19 protein-coding genes are annotated in these 22,556 nt (G+C 72.2%); 11 read left to right on the top strand and 8 right to left on the bottom strand.

Annotation, left to right across the window (positions count from 1 at the left end; translation table 11 throughout):
• The coding region (locus ACWED2_RS35260; protein ID WP_449694841.1) for a hypothetical protein at positions 1–334 on the bottom strand (334 nt) is incomplete at its 3' end.
• A 194-nt stretch (positions 335–528) separates the two neighbouring features.
• Here ACWED2_RS35260 and ACWED2_RS35255 point away from each other — a divergent pair.
• The gene (locus ACWED2_RS35255) at positions 529–2,580 is read left to right on the top strand and encodes an MGH1-like glycoside hydrolase domain-containing protein (RefSeq protein ID WP_449694840.1); all 2,052 of its coding nucleotides are present in this window, start codon (positions 529–531) and stop codon (positions 2,578–2,580) included.
• A gap of 378 nt (positions 2,581–2,958) precedes the next feature.
• On the opposite strand, the gene ACWED2_RS35250 is transcribed toward ACWED2_RS35255, so the two are convergent.
• Positions 2,959–3,750, bottom strand: coding sequence for an FkbM family methyltransferase (locus tag ACWED2_RS35250; RefSeq protein ID WP_449694847.1), 792 nt, complete (start codon positions 3,748–3,750; stop codon positions 2,959–2,961).
• A gap of 81 nt (positions 3,751–3,831) precedes the next feature.
• A complete protein-coding gene (locus ACWED2_RS35245) occupies positions 3,832–4,296 on the bottom strand; it encodes a hypothetical protein (RefSeq protein ID WP_449694839.1) in 465 nt (154 codons plus the stop codon).
• 73 nt (positions 4,297–4,369) lie between these two features.
• Here ACWED2_RS35245 and ACWED2_RS35240 point away from each other — a divergent pair, with 73 nt between their 5' ends.
• Together ACWED2_RS35240 and ACWED2_RS35235 are read left to right on the top strand one after the other, a co-directional pair.
• Positions 4,370–4,978 carry a DUF2231 domain-containing protein gene (locus tag ACWED2_RS35240; RefSeq protein WP_449694838.1) on the top strand — a complete coding sequence of 203 codons (609 nt, stop codon included), beginning with the start codon at positions 4,370–4,372 and terminating at the stop codon, positions 4,976–4,978.
• 368 nt (positions 4,979–5,346) lie between these two features.
• Positions 5,347–5,511, top strand: a complete 165-nt coding sequence (locus ACWED2_RS35235; protein WP_449694837.1) for a hypothetical protein — start codon at positions 5,347–5,349, stop codon at positions 5,509–5,511.
• On the opposite strand, the gene ACWED2_RS35230 is transcribed toward ACWED2_RS35235, so the two are convergent.
• The gene (locus tag ACWED2_RS35230) at positions 5,466–8,798 is read right to left on the bottom strand and encodes a TM0106 family RecB-like putative nuclease (RefSeq protein WP_449694836.1); all 3,333 of its coding nucleotides are present in this window, start codon (positions 8,796–8,798) and stop codon (positions 5,466–5,468) included. The genes ACWED2_RS35235 and ACWED2_RS35230 overlap by 46 nt on opposite strands.
• 165 nt (positions 8,799–8,963) lie before the next feature.
• On the opposite strand from ACWED2_RS35230, the gene ACWED2_RS35225 reads away from it, so the two are divergent.
• The 8 genes from ACWED2_RS35225 to ACWED2_RS35190 all read left to right on the top strand — a co-directional run bounded on the left by ACWED2_RS35225 (position 8,964) and on the right by ACWED2_RS35190 (position 18,011).
• The gene (locus ACWED2_RS35225) at positions 8,964–11,552 is read left to right on the top strand and encodes an alpha-glucuronidase family glycosyl hydrolase (protein ID WP_449694835.1); all 2,589 of its coding nucleotides are present in this window, start codon (positions 8,964–8,966) and stop codon (positions 11,550–11,552) included.
• Between the two features lie 93 nt (positions 11,553–11,645).
• Positions 11,646–12,587, top strand: coding sequence for an acyl-ACP desaturase (locus ACWED2_RS35220; protein ID WP_449694834.1), 942 nt, complete (start codon positions 11,646–11,648; stop codon positions 12,585–12,587).
• A 40-nt stretch (positions 12,588–12,627) separates the two neighbouring features.
• On the top strand, positions 12,628–13,374 hold the full coding sequence (locus ACWED2_RS35215; RefSeq protein WP_449694833.1) for an IclR family transcriptional regulator: 747 nt from the start codon (positions 12,628–12,630) through the stop codon (positions 13,372–13,374).
• Positions 13,375–13,444: 70 nt separating this feature from the next.
• Positions 13,445–14,476, top strand: a complete 1,032-nt coding sequence (locus tag ACWED2_RS35210) for a Rieske 2Fe-2S domain-containing protein (protein WP_449694832.1) — start codon at positions 13,445–13,447, stop codon at positions 14,474–14,476.
• On the top strand, positions 14,473–14,634 hold the full coding sequence (locus ACWED2_RS35205; protein ID WP_449694831.1) for a hypothetical protein: 162 nt from the start codon (positions 14,473–14,475) through the stop codon (positions 14,632–14,634). Before ACWED2_RS35210 ends, ACWED2_RS35205 begins: the two co-directional genes overlap by 4 nt.
• Positions 14,631–15,539, top strand: a complete 909-nt coding sequence (locus ACWED2_RS35200; protein ID WP_449694830.1) for a PDR/VanB family oxidoreductase — start codon at positions 14,631–14,633, stop codon at positions 15,537–15,539. Before ACWED2_RS35205 ends, ACWED2_RS35200 begins: the two co-directional genes overlap by 4 nt.
• A 42-nt stretch (positions 15,540–15,581) precedes the next feature.
• Complete coding sequence (locus ACWED2_RS35195; protein WP_449694829.1) at positions 15,582–17,048, top strand: phospholipase D-like domain-containing protein; 1,467 nt, start codon at positions 15,582–15,584, stop codon at positions 17,046–17,048.
• A gap of 33 nt (positions 17,049–17,081) precedes the next feature.
• On the top strand, positions 17,082–18,011 hold the full coding sequence (locus ACWED2_RS35190) for a MerR family transcriptional regulator (RefSeq protein WP_449694828.1): 930 nt from the start codon (positions 17,082–17,084) through the stop codon (positions 18,009–18,011).
• On the opposite strand, the gene ACWED2_RS35185 is transcribed toward ACWED2_RS35190, so the two are convergent.
• From ACWED2_RS35185 to ACWED2_RS35170, 4 genes are all read right to left on the bottom strand, one after another.
• Positions 18,004–19,578: a succinic semialdehyde dehydrogenase gene (locus tag ACWED2_RS35185; protein ID WP_449694827.1), complete on the bottom strand. Its 1,575-nt coding sequence runs from the start codon at positions 19,576–19,578 to the stop codon at positions 18,004–18,006. The genes ACWED2_RS35190 and ACWED2_RS35185 overlap by 8 nt on opposite strands.
• A complete protein-coding gene (locus ACWED2_RS35180; protein WP_449694826.1) occupies positions 19,575–21,203 on the bottom strand; it encodes a GMC family oxidoreductase in 1,629 nt (542 codons plus the stop codon). Before ACWED2_RS35180 ends, ACWED2_RS35185 begins: the two co-directional genes overlap by 4 nt.
• A 98-nt stretch (positions 21,204–21,301) precedes the next feature.
• Complete coding sequence (locus ACWED2_RS35175; RefSeq protein ID WP_449694825.1) at positions 21,302–21,760, bottom strand: dihydrofolate reductase; 459 nt, start codon at positions 21,758–21,760, stop codon at positions 21,302–21,304.
• Positions 21,757–22,554, bottom strand: coding sequence for a thymidylate synthase (locus ACWED2_RS35170; protein WP_449694824.1), 798 nt, complete (start codon positions 22,552–22,554; stop codon positions 21,757–21,759). Before ACWED2_RS35170 ends, ACWED2_RS35175 begins: the two co-directional genes overlap by 4 nt.
• Between the last annotated feature and the right edge of the window lie 2 nt (positions 22,555–22,556).

The raw sequence follows: 22,556 nt of genomic DNA, 5'->3' as shown, positions 1-22,556 counted from the left end.
GGGGCGCGCTGCGCGCGCGCGGTCGGGGGCTCTCCGTGGTTGGCTCCCGCGGGCGCCCGCCCCGCCCCGCCGCCCGCCGCCCGCCCCCCGCGCCGGGGCCCGCCGGGCGGGGCGCCCGGGCCGGCCGGTCGGCCTCCGGGACCGGGCGGGGCCGGTTGACCCAGGAGTCGAACAGGAGGATCAAGCCCGCGAACGCGGCGAAGCCGAGCCCCAGTGCCACGTGGATCAACGCGCCGAGGATCCCGGCGACGAGCAGCACCGGCAGCACCGCCATCAGGCAGAACGGGTCGATCCGGCCGAATTTCGGGCGTGAGGGCCCTTCGCGGGGACTCACCGTGCGGTCTCCGGGTTCCTACGCGCCATTCCAGCAGTATGCAACGGCGGCCCGGGGCTCTGCCACCGGGGCGGCGTTCCGGACCGGATACCCGGCCATCGGCGGTGGCGGACAGAAACAGACAGGATCCGGGCGTATCCGGAGAGACACCGCCGTTCCGTGGTGCAATGGCCGGCGCCGAAAGGGGTACGCGCATGAGGAACGGCTTCCCGCAGCGGATCGGATCCACGCTCCTGGCCCTGGTGACGGCGTGCGGCGCGCTCGCCGGCGCGGCCCCGGCCACCGCGAGCCCGGCACCTCCTTCGCTGGCGTTCGCGAACCCGGACAGCCAAGCCCTGTTCGGCACCGCGTACACCGCCGCACTGCAGAACCTCTTGCACACCAACACGATCGGTTACGACGCGCGCTACGACCGGAGCGGCCTGCTGGACCCGGCGACCGGCATCGTCCGCGCGGGCGGCGGCTACGCCCAGCCGTGGACGCGCGACGCCTCGATCAACAGCTGGAACGCCACCAGCCTGCTCGACCCGGCCCTGGCGAAGAACACGCTGTGGGCGGTGGTCGACAAGGACACCGCCGGCACCCTGCGCGTGCAGCAGGACGACCAGCAGTGGGACCAGGTGGTCTGGGTCACGGCCGCCTGGCACCACTACCTCGTCACCGGCGACCGGGAGTTCCTCCGGAACGCCTACCGGACCGCGACCACCACGCTGACGATCCGCGAACACGCCACGACCGCCGGTTTCAACCCGACCTACGGCCTCTTCACCGGCGCCTCCTTCTTCAACGACGGCATCGCCGGCTACCCCGCGCCGCCCGCCGACGCGACCGAGTCGGTCAGCACCGGCAGCATGCCGTGGCCCGGGGTGGCGAGCGGGATGTACCTCAGCACGAACGAGCTCTACTACGCCGCCTACGTCAACGCCGCGGACATGGCCGCGAAGCTGGGCCGGCCGGCGCCGGAGGCCGCCGGGTACCGGAGCAAGGCCGCGGCGCTGCGGACCGCGATCAACCAGCGCTTCTGGAACCCCGCCACCGGCCTGTACGACTACCAGCTGCTCGCCGACGGCTCCCGCGGCGCCTTCCAGGAAGGCACCGGGCTGGCGTTCGCCCTGATCTTCGGCATCGCGAACCCGGCGCAGGCGCGTTCGATCCTCGGCAACGCCCGGGAGCTGCCCTGGGGCATGCCCGACACGTTCCCGAACTGGGCGCGCTACAGCGACGCGCAACCCGGACGGCACAACGCCATCGTCTGGCCGCTCGTCCAGGGCCTGTGGGCGAAAGCGCTGGCCGGGCAGGGCGCGCTGAACGCGTTCGCGTCGGAAACCGCGCGCCTGGCCAAGCTCGCCGACGGCAACAGCGGCTTCTGGGAGATCCACCACGGGACAACGGGGGTCGTCGACGGCGGCTGGCAGCGGCTGGGCGACACGGTGAAGTTCCACTGGGGTTCCGAACCCGACCAGACCTGGTCGGCCACGGCGTTCCTCGACATGGTCCACACCGGCCTGTTCGGGCTGACGGCCACGGACCGGGGGCTGTCGTTCGCACCCCGCCTCCCGGCGGGGTGGGGCGACGTCACCCTGCGGAACCTGCACTACCGCGGCGCGACCCTCACCGTCGCCCTGCACGGCGCGGGCAGCGCGATCCGATCGTTCCTGGTGGACGGTCAGCCGGCCCCGGCCGCCATCCCGGACACGCTCACCGGCGGCCACACGATCGACGTCACCTTGACCGGAGCGCCCGCCGCCGACCGGGACGGCGACGGCGTGGCCGACGCCCAGGACGGCTGCGCCGACACCGCAGGCACGCCCGCGCTGAGCGGCTGCCCCGACCCGGCGCACCTCGAAGCCGAGGACGCCCGCAACACCGGCGGCGTGAAGGCGAACGTGAACCACACCGGGTATTCGGGCCGCGCGTTCCTGGACGGTCTCTGGGCACAGGGCGCGTCGACGTCCTTCACCCTGCACCGCACCACGACGGCGCCGGAACGCGCCACGATCACCGTGCGGTACGCCAACGCCAACAACGACACCCGGACAATGACGCTGTCGGTGGACGGGCAGCCGGTGCGGCAGGTCGGCTTCCCGAAGGTCGCCGACAGCTGGGACGCCTGGGGCACCACGACCTTCGCCGACGTCCCCCTCACCGGCCGCGCCCCGGTGGTGACCCTGTCCTACGCCCCGGGCGACACCGGCGCGATCAACCTCGACTGGCTCGAGTACCAGCGCCAGACGAGTAGTACGTGACTCGGTTGGTGGCCGGGCGATGTCTTCAAATGACGGAGCTGGGTGGTCATCCCGTCGCCTGAGGCCGTCAAATCACTTTGAGCCGGGCCCGCAACCCACAGCGCAACGGGACCAGACGACGCAGGCTTGCGGGCCCGGCTCAAAGTGATAGGCCTCAATCAGGCGACGGGATGACCACCCCGCGGCCCACCTCCAGAAGCCGAGGAGACAGCGGGAGCCGTGGCCATCCCAGAGCCTGCCGTCCGGCGAGGACATTCTTTTTCTTCTCAGCCGCGGCAGACCTGCTTCTGCCGCGGCTGAGGCGTCTGCTGCGCTCCCGGCCGCCGGTTCGCGTGTTGCCGCGACGAAGCACCCCCGGAGAGGTGCGGGTCCGCCAATCTAGCGGATCGCGAACACCATCCCGATGTCGGCGGCCTCCTGGACGGGGTCCTGCACGGCCTCGACCGTGAACCCGCGCGTGGTGAAGACTTCGCGGACGGTGTCGCGGTGGCGCCGCCACCCTTCGACCTCGACGACGGCCTGCCGGACCAGGGGCCAGTGCCGGTCTTCGAGCCCTCGCAGGACGTCGAGTTCGGCGCCTTCGACGTCGACCTTGAGCAGGTCGACGCGCTCGATGGCCTGCTCGTCGAGCACCGCCGACAGCGGCCGGACGCGGACGCGGTGGGTTTCGAGTTCCCGCATCGCCCGCAGCTGCCGTCCGACGATCCCCCGCAGGATCGGCGCGGGCACGCGACGCGGCCCGGGGCCGAGCCCGCCCCGCCGGATCATCTCGACGACGCTGGCGGTGACGCGCCGCCGCTCGGACTCGATGTTCTCCGCGTCCCGCAGCGACGAGGAGAAGATGGTCGCCGCCGGGAAGTAGCTGAAGTCGAGCTCGTCTTCGGCGGCCGCGAGCCCGTAGGGCAACGCGGTCAGCCGGCCGCCGAAGAAGTCGCGGCCGTTGCGCTCCAGCGTCGCGTGGAGGGGCGGGAGGGGCTCGAAGGCGAAGATCCGCACGTCGCCGTCCAGCCGTTCGTACACGGCCGCGGAGAAGACGCCGACGTTGGCGCCGACGTCGAGCACGGTCGCGCCGGGGGCGAGCTCGACGCCGTGGGCGAAATAGGCGCCGACCTCCTCGCACAGGAAGGACACTTCCCAGGAGTTGATGCTGTGCAGGTCGATCGTGTCCATGGTCACGCGCAGAGACTTATCAGCAACGGGCGGTGCCGGACACCCCCGTTCGGCGGCTACGCCGCACCCCGGCGCGCTCGGTCACCGCCGTTCGCCCTCGACGTGCAGTGCCGCCTGTTCCGGTCCTGCGGCCGGGGCCGAGCCCGCGTCCACGCCCACCTCGTCCGGCTCGGTGTCCACCGGTGGCCCGTCCCCGTCCACGGGGGCCAGCTGGACAGGCTGCTCGGGGGACTCGCCCGTGTCCTCGTCCGTTCCCCCGCCCGCCCGGCTGTCGATGCCCGTCGGCACTTCGGCTGCCGGGTCCGGGCGCTCCTCCCCGATCCGGTCGCCCAGGCCCCGCGGGTGGGCCTGCTCCCACGGCGTCATCCCGTACTTCGTCACGCCCGACCAGTGCTCCGGCGGGTCCATCCCCTCTTCGAGCGGGTCGGTGCGGAGGCGGTCTTCGTCGAGGTCCTCGGCGCTGTTCAAGGCCGCCGGGTCCGTCTCGACGGCGTCCGGCTCGCCGGTGTCCTGCGGCGGGTCGTAGCTCTGGTCCGGTTCGGTCATGTTCCCCGGGCTTCCCGCTGACGCGCCGCCGAAACACCGGTTGACCGGCGCGCGGCGGGGTAGCCCGGGCGGTATGGATCCGAAGCGCGACGGTCACCGGCGTTCGAAGCCCGCCTGGGCGCACCGAGTCCTGCGGAAAGCCGAGGACGCCGAGGTGCTCGACGGCCCGGCCGCGGGGCTCGGGCGGCTGCTCGAAGGGGAGAGCAGCGTGACGAGGCAGCTGCGCGGCCGGGCGCTGGGACACCCGCTGCACCCGCTCGCGGTGACGGCACCCATCGGCGCCTGGCTGTGCTCGGCGGTGTTCGACCTGCCCCCGGACGGCCGGGCCGCGGCGCGCCGCCTGATCGCGACCGGCCTGCTGGCCGCCCCGGCGGCGATGGTGTTCGGCCTGGCGGACTACGCCGGGCTGGACGCGCGGCAACGCCGGGTCGGCCTGGTGCACGCGGCCGCCAACGCCACGGCGACGGTGCTGTTCGGCGCGTCCTACCTGGCCCGCCGCCGCGGCCGCACCGGACGGCTCCTCGGGCTGCTGGGCCTGGCGGCGACGGGCGCGGGCGGCGCGCTCGGCGGGCACCTGGCCTACGCGCAGGGCGCCGGGGTGTTCCGCTGGCAGTCCCTGGACGACCTGGCTCCGGCCGAACTCGCCGGTCCGGACCCCGCCGCGCCCCGGAACCCCGCCTGACCTCGACCGCCGGACTCCAAGCCCGCCCCGCTCCGCCCGCGGAAACCCGGCTGGCCTCGACCACCGGACTCCAGGCCCAGCCCGCTCCGCCCCCGAAAACCCGCCCGACCTCGACCAGGGACTCGGGGCCCCGCCCCCGAAAACCCGCCTGACCTTGACCACGGAGTCCAGGCTCGCCCCGCTCCGCCCCTGGAAGCCCGCCCGACTTCGACCACGGACTCGGGGCCCGCCCCGCCCCGCCCCCGGCACCCCGCCTGACCTCGACCACGGAATCGGGGCCCGCCCGCCCCGCCCCGGAACCCCCGCCACCGGAAACCCCGGCTGACCGGCCGAGGCTTTGATCACCGGCTCTCGGGTACCCGGTCCCCATGAGCGAATCCGAAGACCGCCCCCTGACCCCCGACGCTCCGGCCCCGCCCGGCACCCCGGAGCTCGACCTCGACGTCGACATTCCCGAGGCCGACCGGCCTCGGAAGGAGCCCGGTTCTCAGGACGTCGACGAGGACGCCGGCGAAATCGAGCCGCCGAGCTGACCGGGCGGCCACGGCCGCGCCGCCGTCATGAGGCCGATCATGCCCGCGACCAGGCGCAGCTGGTCCACCGTCCGGATGTCCGCCTCGACCAGCCGGGGCGAGCACACCAGGACCGCCAGTGCCTGCGCCCGCGACAACGCCACGTTCAGCCGGTTGCGGGACAACAGGAAGTCCAGCCCGCGCGGCAGGTCGACCGCCGACGAAGACGTCATCGTCGCGATCACCACCGGGGCCTCCTGGCCCTGGAACCGGTCGACCGTGCCCACCCGGACTCCCGGGTACCCGGCCTCTTCCAGCGCCCGGGTCACCGTGCGGGCCTGCAGGTTGTAGGGCGCGACGACGAGGATGTCGTGGTCGCCCAGCGGCCGCGCCGGGCCGTGGTCGGTCCACATGCGACCGTGCACTTCGGACACGAGCCGCACCACCTCGGCGGCTTCTTCCACCGATCGGGTGGTGTTGCCCTGGTGGTCCACTTCGGACAGGTACAGGCCCGCGTCGACGCCGTCCAGTGCGCGGTCCGCGGCCGACGGGTGGGCGTGCAGCCGTCCGGCGTAGGACAGGTTCGACACCGGTTCGCACACCGCCGGGTGCATGCGCCGCGTCTCGTCGAGGAAGTACCCCAGTGCCGCGGGCATGATGTCGGCGTCGCCGATCAGGTGGCCCAGCGCCGAGGCTTCGGCGCCCGCCGGGTGCGTGCCCTGCACCACCTGCGGCAGCTGCTGCGGGTCGCCCAGCAGCAGGACGTTGCGGGCGCACATCGACACCGCGAGCGCGTCGGCCAGGGCGAACTGGCCGGCCTCGTCGATGATCAGCAGGTCGAAGGGCTCCTCGCGGACCGCCGCGTTGGCGAACGTCCACGCCGTGCCGCCGACCAGGTGCCCGGTGTCGTGTTCTTCGCGCCACTTCACCAGCGCCGGGTTGCTCTTCGGCTGGTCCCACGGCGCGGCCGGGTCCGGCGTCTTCTTCGCGCGCTTGGCGCACGGCAGCTCCGGTGCGCTCTTCTTGGCCGCGCTCAGCACGTTCTCGACGGCCTTGTGGCTGGTCGACGTGACCGCGACCGTGCGGCCCGCCCGCACGAGACGCGCGATCAACCGGCCCGCGAGGTAGGTCTTGCCCGCTCCCGGCGGCCCCTGGACCGCCAGCGCCGACCCGTCGAGCGCTTCGACCGCCTCGATCACGGTGGCCACCAGGTCCTCGCCCGGCGCCGGCAGCGCCGCCCCGCCCCGCAGCCGCGGCGGGGTCCGGCGAAGCAGGTCGACGCCGGGGTGCCGCGGCAGCTCCGGGAGCGCGTCGACGACCAGCCGCGCGAGGTCGGCGACCGCCTCGTCCTTGGGCGACGGCCGCACCGGGCTGCCGGGCAGCACCGCGCTCGGCCGGTCGTTCGTGGTCGCGTCCGGCGGGCAGCTCTCCTCCAGGGTCAGCTCCACGGCCGACGCGGCGACGACCTTCGCGTCTCGGGCGGTGTCGCCGTAGCGCAGCCGCACGTCGTCGCCGGGGGCGAACGGGTGCGGCCGGTCCGGGTCGCAGGCCAGCTGCAGCGTCCTCTTCGCGGTGCGCGCCCGCCCGGCCGGGGGCACCCACTCCCCCGCCTCCAGCGAGACCGGCACGGCGCAGGCGGTGTCCACCTCGAGGTCGCCGACCGGGGCGGCGAGCTGGCGGAAGTACTCCCACCACGCCGGGTTCGTCTCGCGGCGGTGGTAGCCGACCGACGCCGCCAGCAGCGCGCGGGCCCGCTCGTCGGGGGTGAACCGGCCCGGGTCGTCCGGCAGCCCGTCGAGCAGGGGGTCGACGAGCGCGGCCAGCTGCGCGGCCCGTTCGGCGCGCCGCTCGGCGGCGACGTCCTCCTCGGCCGCGCGCAGCAGCGCGTCCTCGGCGGACTCCTCGGCCGGCTCCGGCACCTCGATGCCCGCGTCGGCGCGGACCCGGTGCAGGAACTCGAACAGCCGCTGCGCGGAGACGCAGTCGTCCTCGGTGTTCTCGCCGATCCGCCGCAGGACCTCCTCGGCGCGTTCCGGCTCCCCGGACTGCGCGAGCGCCAGGTACTCCTCGTACGCCTCGACGTCGGACACCGCGGTCTTCGCGCGGGCACCGGGCTGGTAGAGCGGCTCGAGGTGCCGGATCGAGTACGACCGCTGCGACACCCGCAGCGCCTTGCGCACGACCGCGTGCAGGTCCACGACCGCGCCGCTGCGCAGCAGGTGGTCGACGGTTTCCTCGCGGGTGCCGTGCACCGCCGCGAGCCGCTTGATCGCGGTGACCTCGTACGGCGCGTAGTGGTAGACGTGCGAGCCCGGGTGCTCGGCGACGCGCGCGGCGGCGAAGTCGACGAACTCCTCGAACGCCCGCCGCTCCTCGGCGCGGCTGTGCGCCCAGAACGGCGTGAACTGCCGGTCGCCGAAAGCGCCGAAGAGGTATTCCAGCCCTTCGCCGGCGAGGGCGTGCGGGTCGCCGGCCAGGTCGACGAAGACGTCGCCCGGCGCCGCGGCGGGCAGGGCGGCCAGTTCCCCGGGGTCGACGATCTCGTAGGCGACCTCGCCGGTGGTGTCCTGCCGGACCTGCAGCGCGGCCTGGGCGCGCAGGGTCGCGAACGCCGTCGCGGACAGGTCCCGCGGCCGGTCGGCCGGGCCGGCGGCGGCCAGCGCGTCGATCGAGCCGAGCCCGGCGGCGACGAGCTTGCGGCGCTGGTCACCGCGCATCCCCGCGACCAACGAGAGGTCGCGGTCGGCTTCCCGCGCCGACGCGCAGTGCTGGGCGAACCCGCAGCCGGCGCAGGCGGGGCGGTCGTCGGCCCACAGCGGGACCGGCAGCCGTGGCGGCCGGTCCGCCAGCCGGGTGCGCAGCCGGTCGACCAGCGGCCGGAAGTCCTCGACGCGCAGCGTCCGGGTGCCGCCGTCGGTCAGCCGGAGGTGCAGGTGCGGCCCGGCCGGCCACCCGGCGCGGCGCACGGCGTCGGCGCACGCGGTCAGCTTGACCACCGCGGCGGGCGTCGCCTGCCGGACCGGCGTCGTGTCGTGGACCTCGTAGCGGCCTTCGCCGTCCTGGACCAAGAGGTCTGCCTGCGCGGCGAACTCGCCGTCGAGGAAGACGGCCCGGTGGATCACCGGCACGCCGGAGCGCAACGCCTCCTCGGTCGCCTTCGCGGCGAGCGCGAGGTCTTCGACGCCGGCGGTCTCGTGACTGCCGGGCTCAGGCCGCGGCGCTCCCGGCAGACCCGCGGCCAGCGCCTGGACGAGGAGGCTGCGGTGCTCGCAGTCGAGCAGGTCGGCGAGATCGGCTGGGGTGAGCATCGCCGCGAAGTCTGGCACGGGCGATCATCCGGGCCGGGGCAGGCCGTCCCGACACGCCGAAACTTTCGGGATTCCCCGGTATATCGGCAATTCTTGACATCGCACGCCCGGCGCCGCAATAGTGCGAGAACCGAACTTAATACTCGTGCACACGATGGGGGCACGGTGTCTCTCAGCGACGAGAACGAGCAGAGCCGGCTGCGCCGGCGTTCCTTCCTCATCGGCAGCGGCGCTGCCGTGGCCACCTCGATGTTCGGAGCCCGGCCGGCGCACGCGAGTCCGCTGGGCGCCTTCCCGGACGACAACGACGGCTCGGACCTGTGGCTGCGCTACGAGCCGGTCGACGATCCCGGCCTCCTCGCCCGGTACCGGGCCGCGCTCGCCGCGATCGTCGTGGAGAACGCCGGGCGGACGAAGGTGCACCGCCACACCGCGAACCTGGCCATGGCCCCCGGCTCCACCGAGCACCTGGTGCAGAGCACCCTGGAAGCGGCGCGGGACGAACTCGTCCGCAGTCTCGGCGGGCTGCTGGGCCGTCCCGTGCCGGTGCGGGGCGGGTTCCCCGACCGCGCGGTGGTCGTGGGCACGCCGGAGAGCTCGCCCCTCGTGCGCCGGCTCGTTCCCGCGCGCGACCTGACCTCGCTCGGCGAAGACGGCTACCTCATCCGCTCCCTGTCCCACGGCGGGCACCGGTCGATCGTCATCGCCGGCCACACCGACCTCGCCGCCCTGTACGGGACTTTCGCCTTCCTCCGGCGGCTTCAGGCCCGGCAGCCGGTGACGAACCTCGACGTCCGGTCCGTCCCGAAGATCAACCACCGGTACCTGAACCACTGGGAGACCGAGCGCCTCTACGCCGGCAACAACCCGGCCGGCACCGGCGGGCTGAACGGCGAAAACGGGGCGATGTTCGACTTCACCGCCACCGGCGCGTCCGCCGCGCTGAACCTGCCGGTGATCCTCGACCGGTACCTCGTGGCCGCGCGGGCGATGGCTTCCGTGGGCATCAACGGCATCACGATCAACAACGTCAACGCCAACAGCTTCTACCTCACCCCGGCCGCCATCGAGCAGGAAGCCGCGCTGGCGGACGCGCTGCGCCCGTACGGGATCCGGCTGGCCGTGTCCATCAACTACGCCGCCCCGACGGACGCCCGGTTCGCGCCCGACACCCTCACCCGCGAAGAGCTGGATCCCTACAGCGCCAAGTTCCGGGACTGGTGGACGCGCCGGGCGCGGCAGCTACAGGCCGCGATCCCCGACTTCATGGGGTTCACTGTCAAGGCGAACTCCGAGGGCCAGCCCGGCCCCCAGGACCTGGGCTACGACCACGGTGACGGCGCCAACGGCATGGCGGCGGCGGTGGCGCCGCTGGGGATGCGGATCTTCTGGCGGACCTTCGTCTACAACGCCGACGTCGACCCGGACCGGCTCAAGCGCGCCTACCTGGAATTCGGGCCCATCGACGACGAGCCGCAGCCCGACGGCACGACCGGCCGGTTCGCCGGGAACGTGTTCCTGCAGACCAAGAACGGCCCGCTCGACTACCAGGCCCGGGAGCCGGCCAACCCGCTCTTCGGCCGGATGGAGCACACCAACCAGGCCATCGAACTGCAGGTCACCCAGGAGTACACCGGGCAGAACACGATGCTGTGCTACCTCGGCCCGCTGTGGGAAGAGGTCCTGAAATCCGACACCCACGCCACCGACGCGCGTGGCAGGCCGCTGGAGAAGCGCCTGGTCGGCAACGTCGTGGACGGCACCGCCCAGGGCCACCCGGACAGCGCCATCGTCGGCGTGGCCAACTTCGGCAACGCCGACAACCTGACCGGGCACCACTTCGCCCAGGCGAACCTGTACGCCTTCGGCAGGCTGGCGTGGGACTGGACCCTGGACGCGCGCGGCATCGCCGAAGACTGGGTCCGGCTGACCTGGAGCAACCGCGACTTCGCCGTCCGGACGATCGTGGCGATGATGATGGGCTCCCGGGAAGCGCTGGTGAGCTACCAGACCCCGCTCGGCGTCGCGCACCAGTTCCGGTCCAGCGACCACTACGGCCCCAACCCCGCCGAGCGGCTGGCGCGGGACGACTGGAGCCCGGTGTACTACAACAAGGCGGACCGCACCGGGCTGGGCTACGACCGCTCCCCCACCGGCAGCGGCTTCACCGCGCAGTACTTCCCGGTGCTCGCGGCCCGGTACGGCGACATCGAGACCGTCCCGGAGAACCTGCTGATGTGGTTCCACCACGTGCCCTGGGACCGGCGGCTGCGCAGCGGCCGGATCTTCTGGGACGAACTGGTGTACCGCTACCAGACGGGCGTCCACTACGTGTCGTGGATGCGCCGGACCTGGGACTCGCTCGAGCCCCACCTCGACGCGCGGCGCTTCGCCGAGGTCAAGGCCAAGCTCGCCGCGCACGAGGCCGACGCGGGCGTCTGGCGCGACACCTGCGTGCGCTACTGGCAGGAGTTCAACGGCCGGGCGATCCCGACCGACGGGCCGCTCTCGATCGGCATCGTGGTCGGCGGCCGGACCGTCGGCGGCTTCGACGCCGGTGCGCCGTCGTGCCCCGTCGCCGTGGCGGCCGGGACCTCACCGAAGATCACCAAGGTGATCCCGGCCGATCCCACCGTGCGGTGCGAAGTGCTTTCCCAGGCTGACGGCGTGCCCGGGCGAGCCGTCGTGCGGGTCACCGGCACGAGCTTCTTCGGGCCGATCCTCAAGGACTACGTGTTCGACTTCACCCACTGAAAGACTCCGGGGAACCTCCCGCCGTCCGCGTCCGTTGTCGTAGCCTACGGCACCGTAGGTTACGGTTGCGTAGGTACGGAAGGACGTTCCCCCATGCCGGTCCCCGAAACCACCCGCCTGCTGCACGAGCTGGAAGGCACGGTCGAAGAGAACCTCAACCGGCACCTCGCGGCCGCTCAGGAGTGGATGCCGCACGAGTACGTCCCCTGGAGCCAGGGGCGCGACTTCGCCGACCTGGGCGGGGAGGCCTGGGACCCCGAGCAGTCCACGATGAGCCCGATCGCGCGGACCGCCCTCGAGGTCAATCTGCTCACCGAGGACAACCTGCCCAGCTACCACCGCGAGATCGAGCGCGCGTTCGGCCGCGACGGGGCGTGGGGCACGTGGGTGCACCGGTGGACCGCCGAAGAGGGCCGCCACGGCATCTGCATCCGCGACTACCTGCTGGTCACCCGCGCCGTCGACCCGGTCGAGCTGGAGCGCATGCGGATGGAGACCATGCAGGCGGGTTACGAAACCGGTGACAAGCCGCTGCTCAACGTCTGCGCGTACGTCTCGTTCCAGGAGCTGGCCACCCGGCTTTCGCACCGCAACACCGGCCGCTACACCCAGGACCCGCTGGCGGAGAAGCTGCTGGCCCGGGTGTCCACGGACGAGAACCTCCACATGGTCTTCTACCGCAACCTGGTCAAGGCGGCGCTGGAGATCTCGCCGGACGCCATGATGCGCGCGATCACCGACGAGGTGCTGGGCTTCGCGATGCCGGGCGCGGTGATCCCGAGCTTCCAGCGCAAGGCGGCGCTGATGGCCAAGGCGGGCATCTACGACCTGCGCATCCACCACGACGACGTCGTCCAGCCGCTGCTGCGGTACTGGAAGGTCTTCGACCTGACCGGCCTCGGCGCGGTCGGCGAAGCCGCGCGGGAGGAGCTGGCGACGTTCCTCAAGGGGCTCGACACGCAGGCATCGCGGTTCGAGGAACGGCGGGACGCCGCCGCCGCGCGCCGGGCCGCGCGGGGCATAGTGGACCTCTGAGCCACACCGCCGGAGGTCGCCGTTGCCCCACCGAGGTCGCGTGCCCGGCGCCACCGGGCCGGTACTGGGCCGCGCGCTGCGGGTCCTGGAAGCGTTCTCGCCGGACCGGCCGGCGCTGCGGCTCAGCGAGGTCGCCCGCCGGGCCGGGCTGCCGGCCGCGACGGCCCACCGGCTGCTGCGCGAGTTCTGCGAGTGGGGCGCGCTGGAGCGCGACGAGGACGGCGTCTACCGCGTCGGGCTGCGGCTGTGGGAGCTGGGCTCGCTCGCGCCGCGGGGGCTCGGCCTGCGGGAACTCGCCCTGCCGTTCCTGGAGGACCTCTCGCAGATCACCCGGGAGAACGTCCAGCTCGCCGTCCGCGAAGGCACCGAGGTGGTCTACATCGAGCGGATCGCCGGGACCGGGGCCGTCCCGGTGCTGACCCGCGTCGGCGGCCGGTTCGCGCTGACCGCGACGGGCGTCGGGCTCGTCCTGCTCGCCCACGCCCCCGCCGAGGTGCAGGAGGAAGTGCTCGGCAGCCCGATCGACCGCTACACCAGCGAGACGGTGACCGACCCCGACCGGGTGCGGCACCTGCTGGCCGACGTGCGGACGCACGGGTTCTCCATCAGCGACCGGCAGGTCACCCTCGACGCGCTGTCGGTCGGGGCGCCGATCCACGACGCCCGCGGCCAGGTCGTCGCGGCCGTGTCGCTCGTCGTGCGCTACGGGAGCGCGGCGCCGCACGCGCTCGCCCCGCTGGTGATGACCAGTGCCCGGGCGATTTCCCGAGCGCTTTCCGTCTTATGAAATAGCCCTTCGTGGCAGCCGGGTCGCTCCCCCACGCTGTGACCCGGCCCACCACGAAAGGACGACCCCGATGAGCGCCATCCCCCGCGACCAGTGGTATGTCGCCGCCTACGGATCCGAGATCGGCACCGAACTGTTCAGCCGCACCGTCTGCGGGGAACCGATCCTGTTCTGGCGGACCCGCGACGGGAGCGTCACCGCGATGGCCGACCGGTGCGTGCACCGGCGGTTCCCGCTGTCGCAGGCGCCTTCGCGGCTGGTGGACGACCAGGTCATCTGCGGCTACCACGGGTTCACCTACGGCGTGGACGGCAAGTGCGTGGCCGTGCCGGGGCAGACCCGGGTGCCGCGGACCGCGCGGCTGACGCACTACCCGCTGGTGGAGCAGGACTCCTTCGTCTGGGTGTTCATCGGCGATCCGGCGAAGGCCGACGCGGCGGCCATTCCGCGGGCACCCTGGCTCGACTCGCCGGACTACACGACTGTCCGCGGGATGGAGCCGCTCAAGGCGCGGTACTCGCTGCTGGTGGACAACCTGCTGGACCTGTCCCACGAGACCTACCTGCACGGCGGCTACATCGGCACCCCGGAGGTCGCCGAAACGCCGATCACCACCGAGGTCGACGAGGACGCCGGCATCGTCTACGTCTCACGGCACATGGCCGACGCGGCGTGCCCGCCGTTCTACTCGAAGTCGACCGGCCTCGAAGGCCGCATCACGCGCTGGCAGGACATCGAGTACACGCCGCCGTGCCTGTACAAGCTGCACAGCCGCATCGCGCCGGTCGGGTCCGTGCCGAATCCGGACGGCAGCGACCCGGACGCCTTCCACGTCGAGGTCGTCTACGCCATCACGCCCGAGACGGAAAACTCGACGCACGACTTCTGGGCGGTGGCCCGGGACTTCGCGCTCGACGACGAAGGCGTTTCGGCGTTCCTCGCGGAGAACAACCGCACGGTGGTGCTGCAGGACGTCGAAGCCCTCGACGTCCTCGAGCGGGTGATCGCCACCGAACCCGAGGGCTACCAGGAACTGTCGATCAACATCGACACCGGTGGCCTGGCTGCGCGTCGGATGCTCCAGCGACTGGTGGCGCCGTGAACCGGCCGATGCTCGCCGGCGACCGCGTCAACCGCATCCACTGGGTGCTCGGCACCGACCGGCTGCGCGCGGTCTGCCACTGCGGCGCCGAGCGCGAGTTCGACGACCCCGTGCAGCTGTGGGACTGGCTGCTCGCCCACCCCGAAGGACACCGATGACCCTCGAACTGCTGGTGGACAGCAAGGAAAAGGCCGCCGACGGCGTCGTGGCGCTGACCCTCCGAGCGCCCGGCGGCGAACCGCTGCCGCCGTGGGAGCCGGGAGCGCACATCGATCTCCTCCTGCCCGGCTTCGTGCGGCAGTACTCGCTGTGCGGCGACCCTGCGGAGAAGTCGGCGTACCGGGTGGCGGTGCTGCGGGAGCCCGACGGCCGCGGCGGCTCGGAGTACGTGCACGACAAGCTGTCCGCCGGGGATCTTCTCCAGGTCGACGGCCCCCGCAACCACTTCGCGCTCGTGGCCGCCGACCGGTACCTGTTCATCGCCGGCGGCATCGGCATCACGCCCATCCTGCCGATGCTCGACCGCGCGGGCAGCGACTGGCAGCTGGTCTACGGCGGCCGCACGCGCGGCTCGATGGCGTTCACCGACGAGCTGGCCCGCCACGGCGACCGCGTGACGTTCCGGCCGCAGGACGAACACGGCCTGCTCGACCTCCCGTCCCTGCTGGCCGGCGTCCGCCCGGGCACGGCGGTGTACTGCTGCGGCCCGGAACCGCTGCTGGCCGCGGTGGAGGCGCTCGGCCCGGAAGACCTGCACGTCGAGCGCTTCACCGCGCAGCCTGACGAGGGTCCGCGCACGGCGTTCGAGGTGGAGCTGGCGGGCTCGGGCCGGGTGCTGCCGGTGCCCGCGGACCGGTCGATCCTCGAGGTGGTCGAGGAAGCCGGGGTCCAGGTGCTGTCGTCGTGCCGGGAAGGGACGTGCGGGACCTGCGAGACCGGTGTGCTGGGCGGTGAGCCGGACCACCGGGATTCGGTGCTGACCGCGGACGAGCGGGCGGAGAACGAGGTGATGATGCTCTGCGTGTCCCGCGCCTGCTCCCCGCGGCTGGTGCTCGACCTCTGACGGAGCGTCACTGCACGGCGAGCCGCGCCGATCTGTAGTGATATGGGACGGGTGAAGCGCCCTCACTCTTTCGTGGACAAGGTGGACGAACGGCTCGGCGACGGGCTCGAGAGGGTCCTGTGCGCCCACCACAAGCGGCGGCTGCGCGGGCTCGGCTGGGGCGACGTGCTCGAACCGGGCGGGGCCGACGACCCGCTCGGCGGCCGGGCTCCCGTCCGGGAGGGCAACCGCGTCGAGGTGCTCATCGACGGTGAGGAGTCGCTGCCCGCGGTCGCCGAGGCCATCCGGAACGCGAAATCCCACGTGCACATCGCCAACTGGCACGCCAGCGCGGACTTCCGGCTCACCCGGGAGCCCGGCTCGCCCACCCTGCGGGAGCTGCTGGCCGAGGCCGCCGGGCGCGGGGTCGAGGTCCGCGTGCTGCTGTGGGCGGGGCCGCCCTTCCCCGCCTTCCAGCCGTCGCGGAAGCTCGCGCGGGCCGAACAGCGGAAGTTCGGCAAGGGCACAGACGTGCGCTGTGTGCTGGACTCCCGCGAACGGACCCTGCACTGCCACCACGAGAAACTGGTGATCGTCGACGACGCGGTCGCGTTCGTCGGCGGGGTCGACCTCACCGCGCTGGAGGGCGACCGGCACGACAGCCCGGACCACCCGCCGCGGCCGATCGGGTGGCACGACCTGATGGCGCGGCTGGGCGGGCCGGTCGTCGCCGACGTCGCCGACCACTTCCGGCGGCGGTGGAGCGAAGTCGCCGGTGAAGACCTGCCGGCGCCCGCGGTGCCGGAACCGGTGGGCGGCAGCCGGGTCCAGCTGCTGCGGACCGTGCCGAACGACACCTACGGCTTCCTGCCGAAGGGCGAGTTCACCGTGCTCGACGGCTACCTGCGCGCGCTGCGCTCGGCGCGGCGGCTGGTCTACCTGGAGAACCAGTTCCTGTGGTCGCCGGAGATCGCCGAGGTGCTGCTCGACAAGCTGCGGAACCCGCCGGACGACGAGTTCCGCGTGGTCCTGCTGCTGCCGCGCCGGCCGAGCAACGGCTCCGACACCACCCGCGGCCAGCTGGGCCGGCTGCTCGACGCCGACGACGGCCACCGGCGCCTGCTGGCCACGACGATCAGCGCCCACGACGGGGACGCGTCGGCGCCGGTGTACGTCCACGCCAAGCTCGGCATCGTGGACGACTCGTGGCTGACCGTGGGCTCGGCGAACCTCAACGAGCACTCGCTGTTCAACGACACCGAGGTCAACATCGCCACCGATGATCCCGGCGTGGTCCGGGCGGCCCGGCTGCGGCTGTGGGCCGAACATCTCGGGCGTCCGGTGGCCGAGCTGGAAAAGCGAAGCCCGGCGGACATCGTCGACAACCTGTGGCGGCCGCTGGCCGAGGAACAGGCCGGGCGGGAACGCCGCGGCGAGCAGCGGACCCACCGGCTGGTGCTGCTGCCGGGCGTCTCCCGCCGGGTGGCCCGGCTGCAGGGGCCGCTGCGCGGATTGCTCGTCGACGGTTGAGTCTCCCCCGGTGGGAGACGGCAGGCTGGGGACATGGACGACGAAACCCTCCTCACGATCGGGGCACTGGCCGCACGGACCGGACTGTCGGTGAAGAAGATCCGGTTCTACGCCGACCGGGGGATCGTTCCGGCGACCTGCCACAGCCCGGCCGGCTACCGCCTGTACGACGTGGCCGCCCTCGCTCGGTTGGAACTGGTCCGCACACTCCGTGCGCTGGACATCGATCTGACCACGGTCCGGCGCGTGCTGGCCGGTGAGACCTCGCTGGCCGAGGTCGCCGCGGCGCACGCAGCAGCGCTCGACGTGCAGATCCGGTCACTGCGCCTGCGGCGTGCGGTACTGACCGCGGTCGCGAACCGGGAATCAAGTCCCCAGGAAATGGATCTGATGCACAGACTGGTGCACCTGTCCGACGCCGAACGGCGCCGCTTCGTCCACGATTTCATCGACGACACCTTCGGCGGCGTCGACGCCAACCCGGCCATGGTGGAACTGCTGCGTTCGAGCATGCCGGAGCTCCCCGAGGACGCCACGCCCGAACAGGTCGAGGCGTGGCTGGAGCTCGTCGAACTGGTCCAGGACACGGGATTCCGGGCCGCGGTGCGGCGGATGGCCGAGTACCAGGCGGCCCAACGCGCCGACGGAGACACCACCGGCCTGCACCACGACCTGACCGAGACCGTGCGCGACGAGGTCGGGCGCGCCCTTTCCGCGGGTATCGCCCCGGATTCCGAGCAGGCCGGCGGCATCGTCGCCACGCTCACCTCCCGCTACGCCGAGACGTTCGGCAAGGCCGACGACGATCAGCTGAAGCAGTGGATCCTCGAACGGCTCGAGATCGCGGGCGATCCGCGTGTCACGCGGTACTGGCAGCGGGTGGCCACCATCAACGGCTGGCCCCCGTTCCCGGACCTGGAACCGGTGTTCAGCTGGTTCGGCCAGGCCTTGAGCGCTACCTGATCCGCAGCTTCCGCATCAGCTTCAGCCCGGACAGCATGCTCTCGACGTACTTCTCGTACCCCTGCCCCGGCCGGGGCCCCATCACCTGCTTCTTCAGCACGGCCAGGTTCTGCACGTCGGTGTACTTGAGCAGCCCCTGGTCCCCGTGCCGGGCGCCGACACCGGAGTTCTTCACCCCGCCCGACGGCGTGCCTTTGGCCGCGTACGCGGTCGCGAGGACGTCGTTGACGTTCACGTTGCCGGATTCGATCCGGGCCGCCAGCGCCCGCGCCGCCGCGACGTCGGTGCTCCAGACGGAGGCGTTCAGGCCGTAGTCGGTGTCGTTGGCCAGCGCCACGGCTTCGTCGACCGTGCGGTACTTGTGCAGCGCCACCACCGGTCCGAAGGTTTCCGTGACGCCGCAGTCCATGTCCTTCGTGACGCCCTCGAGGATCGTCGGCTCGAAGAAGGCCGGACCGAGGTCGGGGCGGGGTTTGCCGCCGCAGAGCACCGTGGCGCCCTTGGCGACCGCATCGTCCACATGGGACTTGACGCGGCGCATGTGGTCGACCGAAACCAGCGAGCCCATGTCGGGGCCGAAGTCGTAGGCCGCGCGGACGTCGAGCGCCGAAGCCGCCGCCACGAAGGCCGTCTTGAACTCCTCGTACCGGGATTCCGGCAGGTAGATCCGCTCGATGTGCATGCAGATCTGGCCGGTGTTGCCGAACGCGCCGAAGACGGCACCCTGGACGGCCTCCGCGATGTCGGCGTCCTCGAGCACGATCATCGGGTTCTTGCCGCCGAGTTCGAGGCAGCAGCCGATGAGGTTGCGGCCCGCCCGCTCGCCGATCACCCGGCCGGTGGCCGTCGAGCCGGTGAACATCACGTAGTCGGCGTGGTCGATCAGCGTGGGGCCGACGTCGGGACCCTCGCCGCACACCACTTGGAACAACCCCTCGGGCAGCCCCGCCTCCTCCAGCAGCCGGACGCCGTACAACGGCGAAAGCGCGGTCTTGTTGTCCGGCTTCAGCACCACCGCGTTGCCCGCCATCAGCGCCGGCACGGCGTCGGAAACCCCGGTGGCGAACGGGAAGTTCCACGGCGCGATGATGCCGACGACCCCCTTGGGCAGCCGGACCTCGGTCGAGTTCGTCAGCAGCGGCACCGGGCCGCCGCGTTTCGTCGGTGCCAGCAACCGCGCGGCCCGCTTCAGGTAGTGGCTCATCACCATCGGCGGGTCGCAGGTCTCCTCGATCGCCATCCGCCGGTTCTTGCCGCTTTCGACCTGGATGAGGTCGGCGACGGTGCGCGCGTGCTCGACGAACAGCGCGTGCGCCCGGCGGAACACCGCCAGCCGCTGCTTGACCGGCGTGGCCGCCCACTTGCGCTGGGCCTCGCGCGCGACGGCGAACGCCCGCTCGATGTCCTCGGGCGTCGACTGCGGCAGCTCGACGAGCACGTCGCCGGTGTAGACCTCGGTGAGCTTCCAGGTCGCTCCGGACGAGCCCGGCACCCGCGCCACGAGCTGCTCCAGGAAGGCGTCGGTGACCGAAGCGGGACGGGTGAGTTCGAGCGGGGTGAGCGTCATGACCGGCTCCCGAGGACGAGCTGGGCGCCCATTTCCCCGATCATGATGCAGGGCGCGTTGGTGTTGCCGCCGGTGATCGACGGCATGATGGAGGCGTCGCAGACCCGCAGGCCCTCGACCCCGCGCACGCGCAGGTCGGGGCCGACCACGGCGAGCTCGTCGACGCCCATCCGGCAGGTGCCGACGCCGTGGTACACCGAGGTGGCGCGGTTGAGGATGGCGTCGCGCAGGGCTTGGCCCTTGAGGTCCTTGCCCGGGTGGATCTCTTCCTTGACCGCTCCTTTGAACGCCTTGGACGCGAAGATCTCGCGGACCATTTCCGAGCCTTCGCCGAGCAGTTCGAGGTCGGCCGGGTCGGACAGGTACTGGAAGTCGATGACCGGCGCCGCGGCGGGATCGCCCGAGGCGAGCCGCAGTGTGCCGCGGCTCTTCGGGTAGATGAGCGTGGTCAGCACGGTGAGCGCGGGGCGCTTGTCGACGTCGTGCCGGATCGGCGCGTCCTGGTTGGGCGAGACGTACGCCCACGGCAGGAGGTGCAGTTGCAGGTCGGGGATGGCCCCGGCCTGCGACGTCCGCAGGAACGCGACGGCCTCGAAGACCGAGTTCGCCAGGAACGTGGTACCGGGCCGCAGCAGCTCCCTGGCCAGCCCGCGGGCGAAGTACGGCGCCGTGCCCTTGTTCTTGCTGGTCGTCACGTGGAACGTCAGGGCGTGGAACATGTGGTCGTGCATGTTGTCGCCGACGGGCAGGTCGGCGACGACGTCGATGCCGAACTCCTTGAGGTGCTCGGCGTGGCCGATGCCGGAGAGCATCAGCAGCTGCGCGGACCCGATGACGCCGGCGGAGAGGATGACCTCCTTGCCGGCGCGGATGGTGCGGCGGCGGCCGCGGTCGACGACTTCGACGCCGACGGCGCGGCCGTTCTCGATGAGCACCTTCTCGACCAGCACCCGGTCCTGGAGTTCCAGCGTCGGGGGCGCGAGGTGGTGGAGGTAGCCGCGCGAGGCGCTGTAGCGCAGGCCGTCGGCGGCGTTCTGCTGCATCCGGCTGACGCCCTCTTGGGACTCGGCGTTGTAGTCGTCGAGGATCTTGCAGCCGAGGGCGTCGGCGGTGGCGTCGACGAACTGCAGCGAGCCCTCTTGGGGGTTCTTCGCGCGGGTGACGCGGATCGGGCCGCCGGCGCCGCGGAAGGCGTTCTCGCCGTCTTCGAAGTCCTCCATGCGCTTGTAGGCGGCGTTGACGCTGTCGGCGTCCCAGCCTTCGTTGCCCTCGGCGGCCCAGGAGTCGAAGTTGGCCCGGTTGCCCCGGACGTAGACCATGCCGTTGATGGAGCTGGAGCCGCCGACGACCCGCCCGCGCGGCACCGGCATCCGCCGATCGAGAACGTGTTTCTGCGGGACGCCGTAGAAGCCCCAGTCGAGTGGTTTCTTGAGCTGCGGCACGGCGTGCATCGGCCCGACGAGCCCGGGTTTCTTGACGAGCAGCTGTTCGTCGCTCTTCCCGGCTTCCAGGACGATCACGCTGGCCCCGGCCTCGGCGAGCCGTCCGGCGATCGCCGCGCCCGAGCTCCCCGACCCGACGACGACGTAGTCGGCCTCGTCGCCGCGCGCCGCCCTTTTCGCCATGTCCGCTCCTCGCTACGACCGGCCACTAGAACTGTAACGTGTTCTAGTTCGAGCCAACCGTATAGCGCGGACCCCGGGGAGCGCAACGGCCCGGGCCGTCAGCCCCAGGTCAGGAAGCGGTAGTGGAGGCCGGTCGAGGACTCGTGCCACTCCGAGACCGAGTCCGCCGGACGGCCCACCTCGGGCGCGTGGGTGTCCCCTTCGAAGGACTCCCGCAGCTCGGTGACGACGATCCGGTCCGCGACCGGCAGCGCCGCCCGGTACACCGCCGCGCCGCCGATCACCCACAGGTCGCCGTCCACCGCGGCCAGCGCCGAAGCCAGGTCCGCGAACGTCTCGACGTCCTCCTGCGGGGTCGCCGACAGCACGAGGTTCCGCCGGCCCGGCAGCGGCCGGAACCGCGGCGGCAGCGATTCCCAGGTGCGGCGGCCCATCAGCACCGCCGCTCCCGAAGTCACCGCGCGGAAGTGCTTGAGGTCCTCCGGCAGGTGCCACGGCAGCGCGCCGTCCCGTCCGATGACGCCGTTCGCCGACTGGGCCCAGATCAGCCCGATCACACCGCCACCGGCGCCTTGATGCCCGGGTGCGGGTCGTAGCCGTCGATCGAGAAGTGCTCGTAGGTGTAGTCGAACAGGCTGTCGGCCGGCTTCAGGCTCAACGCCGGGAACGGCCGCGCGTCGCGGGCCAGCTGCGTGCGGACCTGGTCGACGTGGTTGTCGTAGATGTGGCAGTCCCCGCCCGTCCAGACGAAGTCGCCGACGCGCAGCCCGACCTGCTCGGCGATCATGTGCGTCAGCAGCGCGTAGCTCGCGATGTTGAACGGCACGCCGAGGAACAGGTCCGCACTGCGCTGGTACAGCTGGCAGGACAGCTCGCCGTCGGCGACGTAGAACTGGAAGAACGCATGACACGGCGGCAGCGCCATCCGCGGGATGTCGGCGACGTTCCACGCGGACACGATGATCCGCCGCGAGTCCGGGTTCTCACGCAGCGTGCGCAGGACCTCGGCGACCTGGTCGACGTGTCCGCCGTCCGGGGTCGGCCACGACCGCCACTGCACGCCGTACACCGGGCCGAGGTCGCCGTCGGCCGCCGCCCACTCGTCCCAGATCGTGACGCCGTGTTCCTGCAGCCACGAGACGTTCGCGTCGCCGCGCAGGAACCACAGCAGCTCGTAGGCGATCGAGCGGAAGTGGACCTTCTTGGTGGTGATCAGGGGAAAGCCCTCGGACAGGCGGTAGCGCAGCTGGTGCCCGAAGATCGACCTCGTGCCGGTGCCGGTACGGTCGCCTTTGCGGGCGCCCGTGTCGAGGACGTGGCGGAGGAGGTCTTCGTACTGCGTGTCCGGCATGC

Source organism: Amycolatopsis sp. NPDC005003, from assembly GCF_053600695.1.
This window is presented reverse-complemented; position numbering and strand designations above follow the sequence as displayed.

Bases quoted from the DNA above. Each gene is read 5' to 3' on its own strand.
- ACWED2_RS35235 (WP_449694837.1), top strand. From the start codon at position 5,347: ATGAGCGAATCCGAAGACCGCCCCCTGACCCCCGACGCTCCGGCCCCG.
- ACWED2_RS35200 (WP_449694830.1), top strand. From the start codon at position 14,631: ATGACCCTCGAACTGCTGGTGGACAGCAAGGAAAAGGCCGCCGACGGC.
- ACWED2_RS35210 (WP_449694832.1), top strand. From the start codon at position 13,445: ATGAGCGCCATCCCCCGCGACCAGTGGTATGTCGCCGCCTACGGATCC.
- ACWED2_RS35255 (WP_449694840.1), top strand. From the start codon at position 529: ATGAGGAACGGCTTCCCGCAGCGGATCGGATCCACGCTCCTGGCCCTG.
- ACWED2_RS35170 (WP_449694824.1), bottom strand. From the start codon at position 22,554: ATGCCGGACACGCAGTACGAAGACCTCCTCCGCCACGTCCTCGACACG.
- ACWED2_RS35190 (WP_449694828.1), top strand. From the start codon at position 17,082: ATGGACGACGAAACCCTCCTCACGATCGGGGCACTGGCCGCACGGACC.
- ACWED2_RS35245 (WP_449694839.1), bottom strand. From the start codon at position 4,296: ATGACCGAACCGGACCAGAGCTACGACCCGCCGCAGGACACCGGCGAG.
- ACWED2_RS35230 (WP_449694836.1), bottom strand. From the start codon at position 8,798: ATGCTCACCCCAGCCGATCTCGCCGACCTGCTCGACTGCGAGCACCGC.
- ACWED2_RS35195 (WP_449694829.1), top strand. From the start codon at position 15,582: ATGGGACGGGTGAAGCGCCCTCACTCTTTCGTGGACAAGGTGGACGAA.
- ACWED2_RS35220 (WP_449694834.1), top strand. From the start codon at position 11,646: ATGCCGGTCCCCGAAACCACCCGCCTGCTGCACGAGCTGGAAGGCACG.
- ACWED2_RS35240 (WP_449694838.1), top strand. From the start codon at position 4,370: ATGGATCCGAAGCGCGACGGTCACCGGCGTTCGAAGCCCGCCTGGGCG.
- ACWED2_RS35180 (WP_449694826.1), bottom strand. From the start codon at position 21,203: ATGGCGAAAAGGGCGGCGCGCGGCGACGAGGCCGACTACGTCGTCGTC.
- ACWED2_RS35185 (WP_449694827.1), bottom strand. From the start codon at position 19,578: ATGACGCTCACCCCGCTCGAACTCACCCGTCCCGCTTCGGTCACCGAC.
- ACWED2_RS35250 (WP_449694847.1), bottom strand. From the start codon at position 3,750: ATGGACACGATCGACCTGCACAGCATCAACTCCTGGGAAGTGTCCTTC.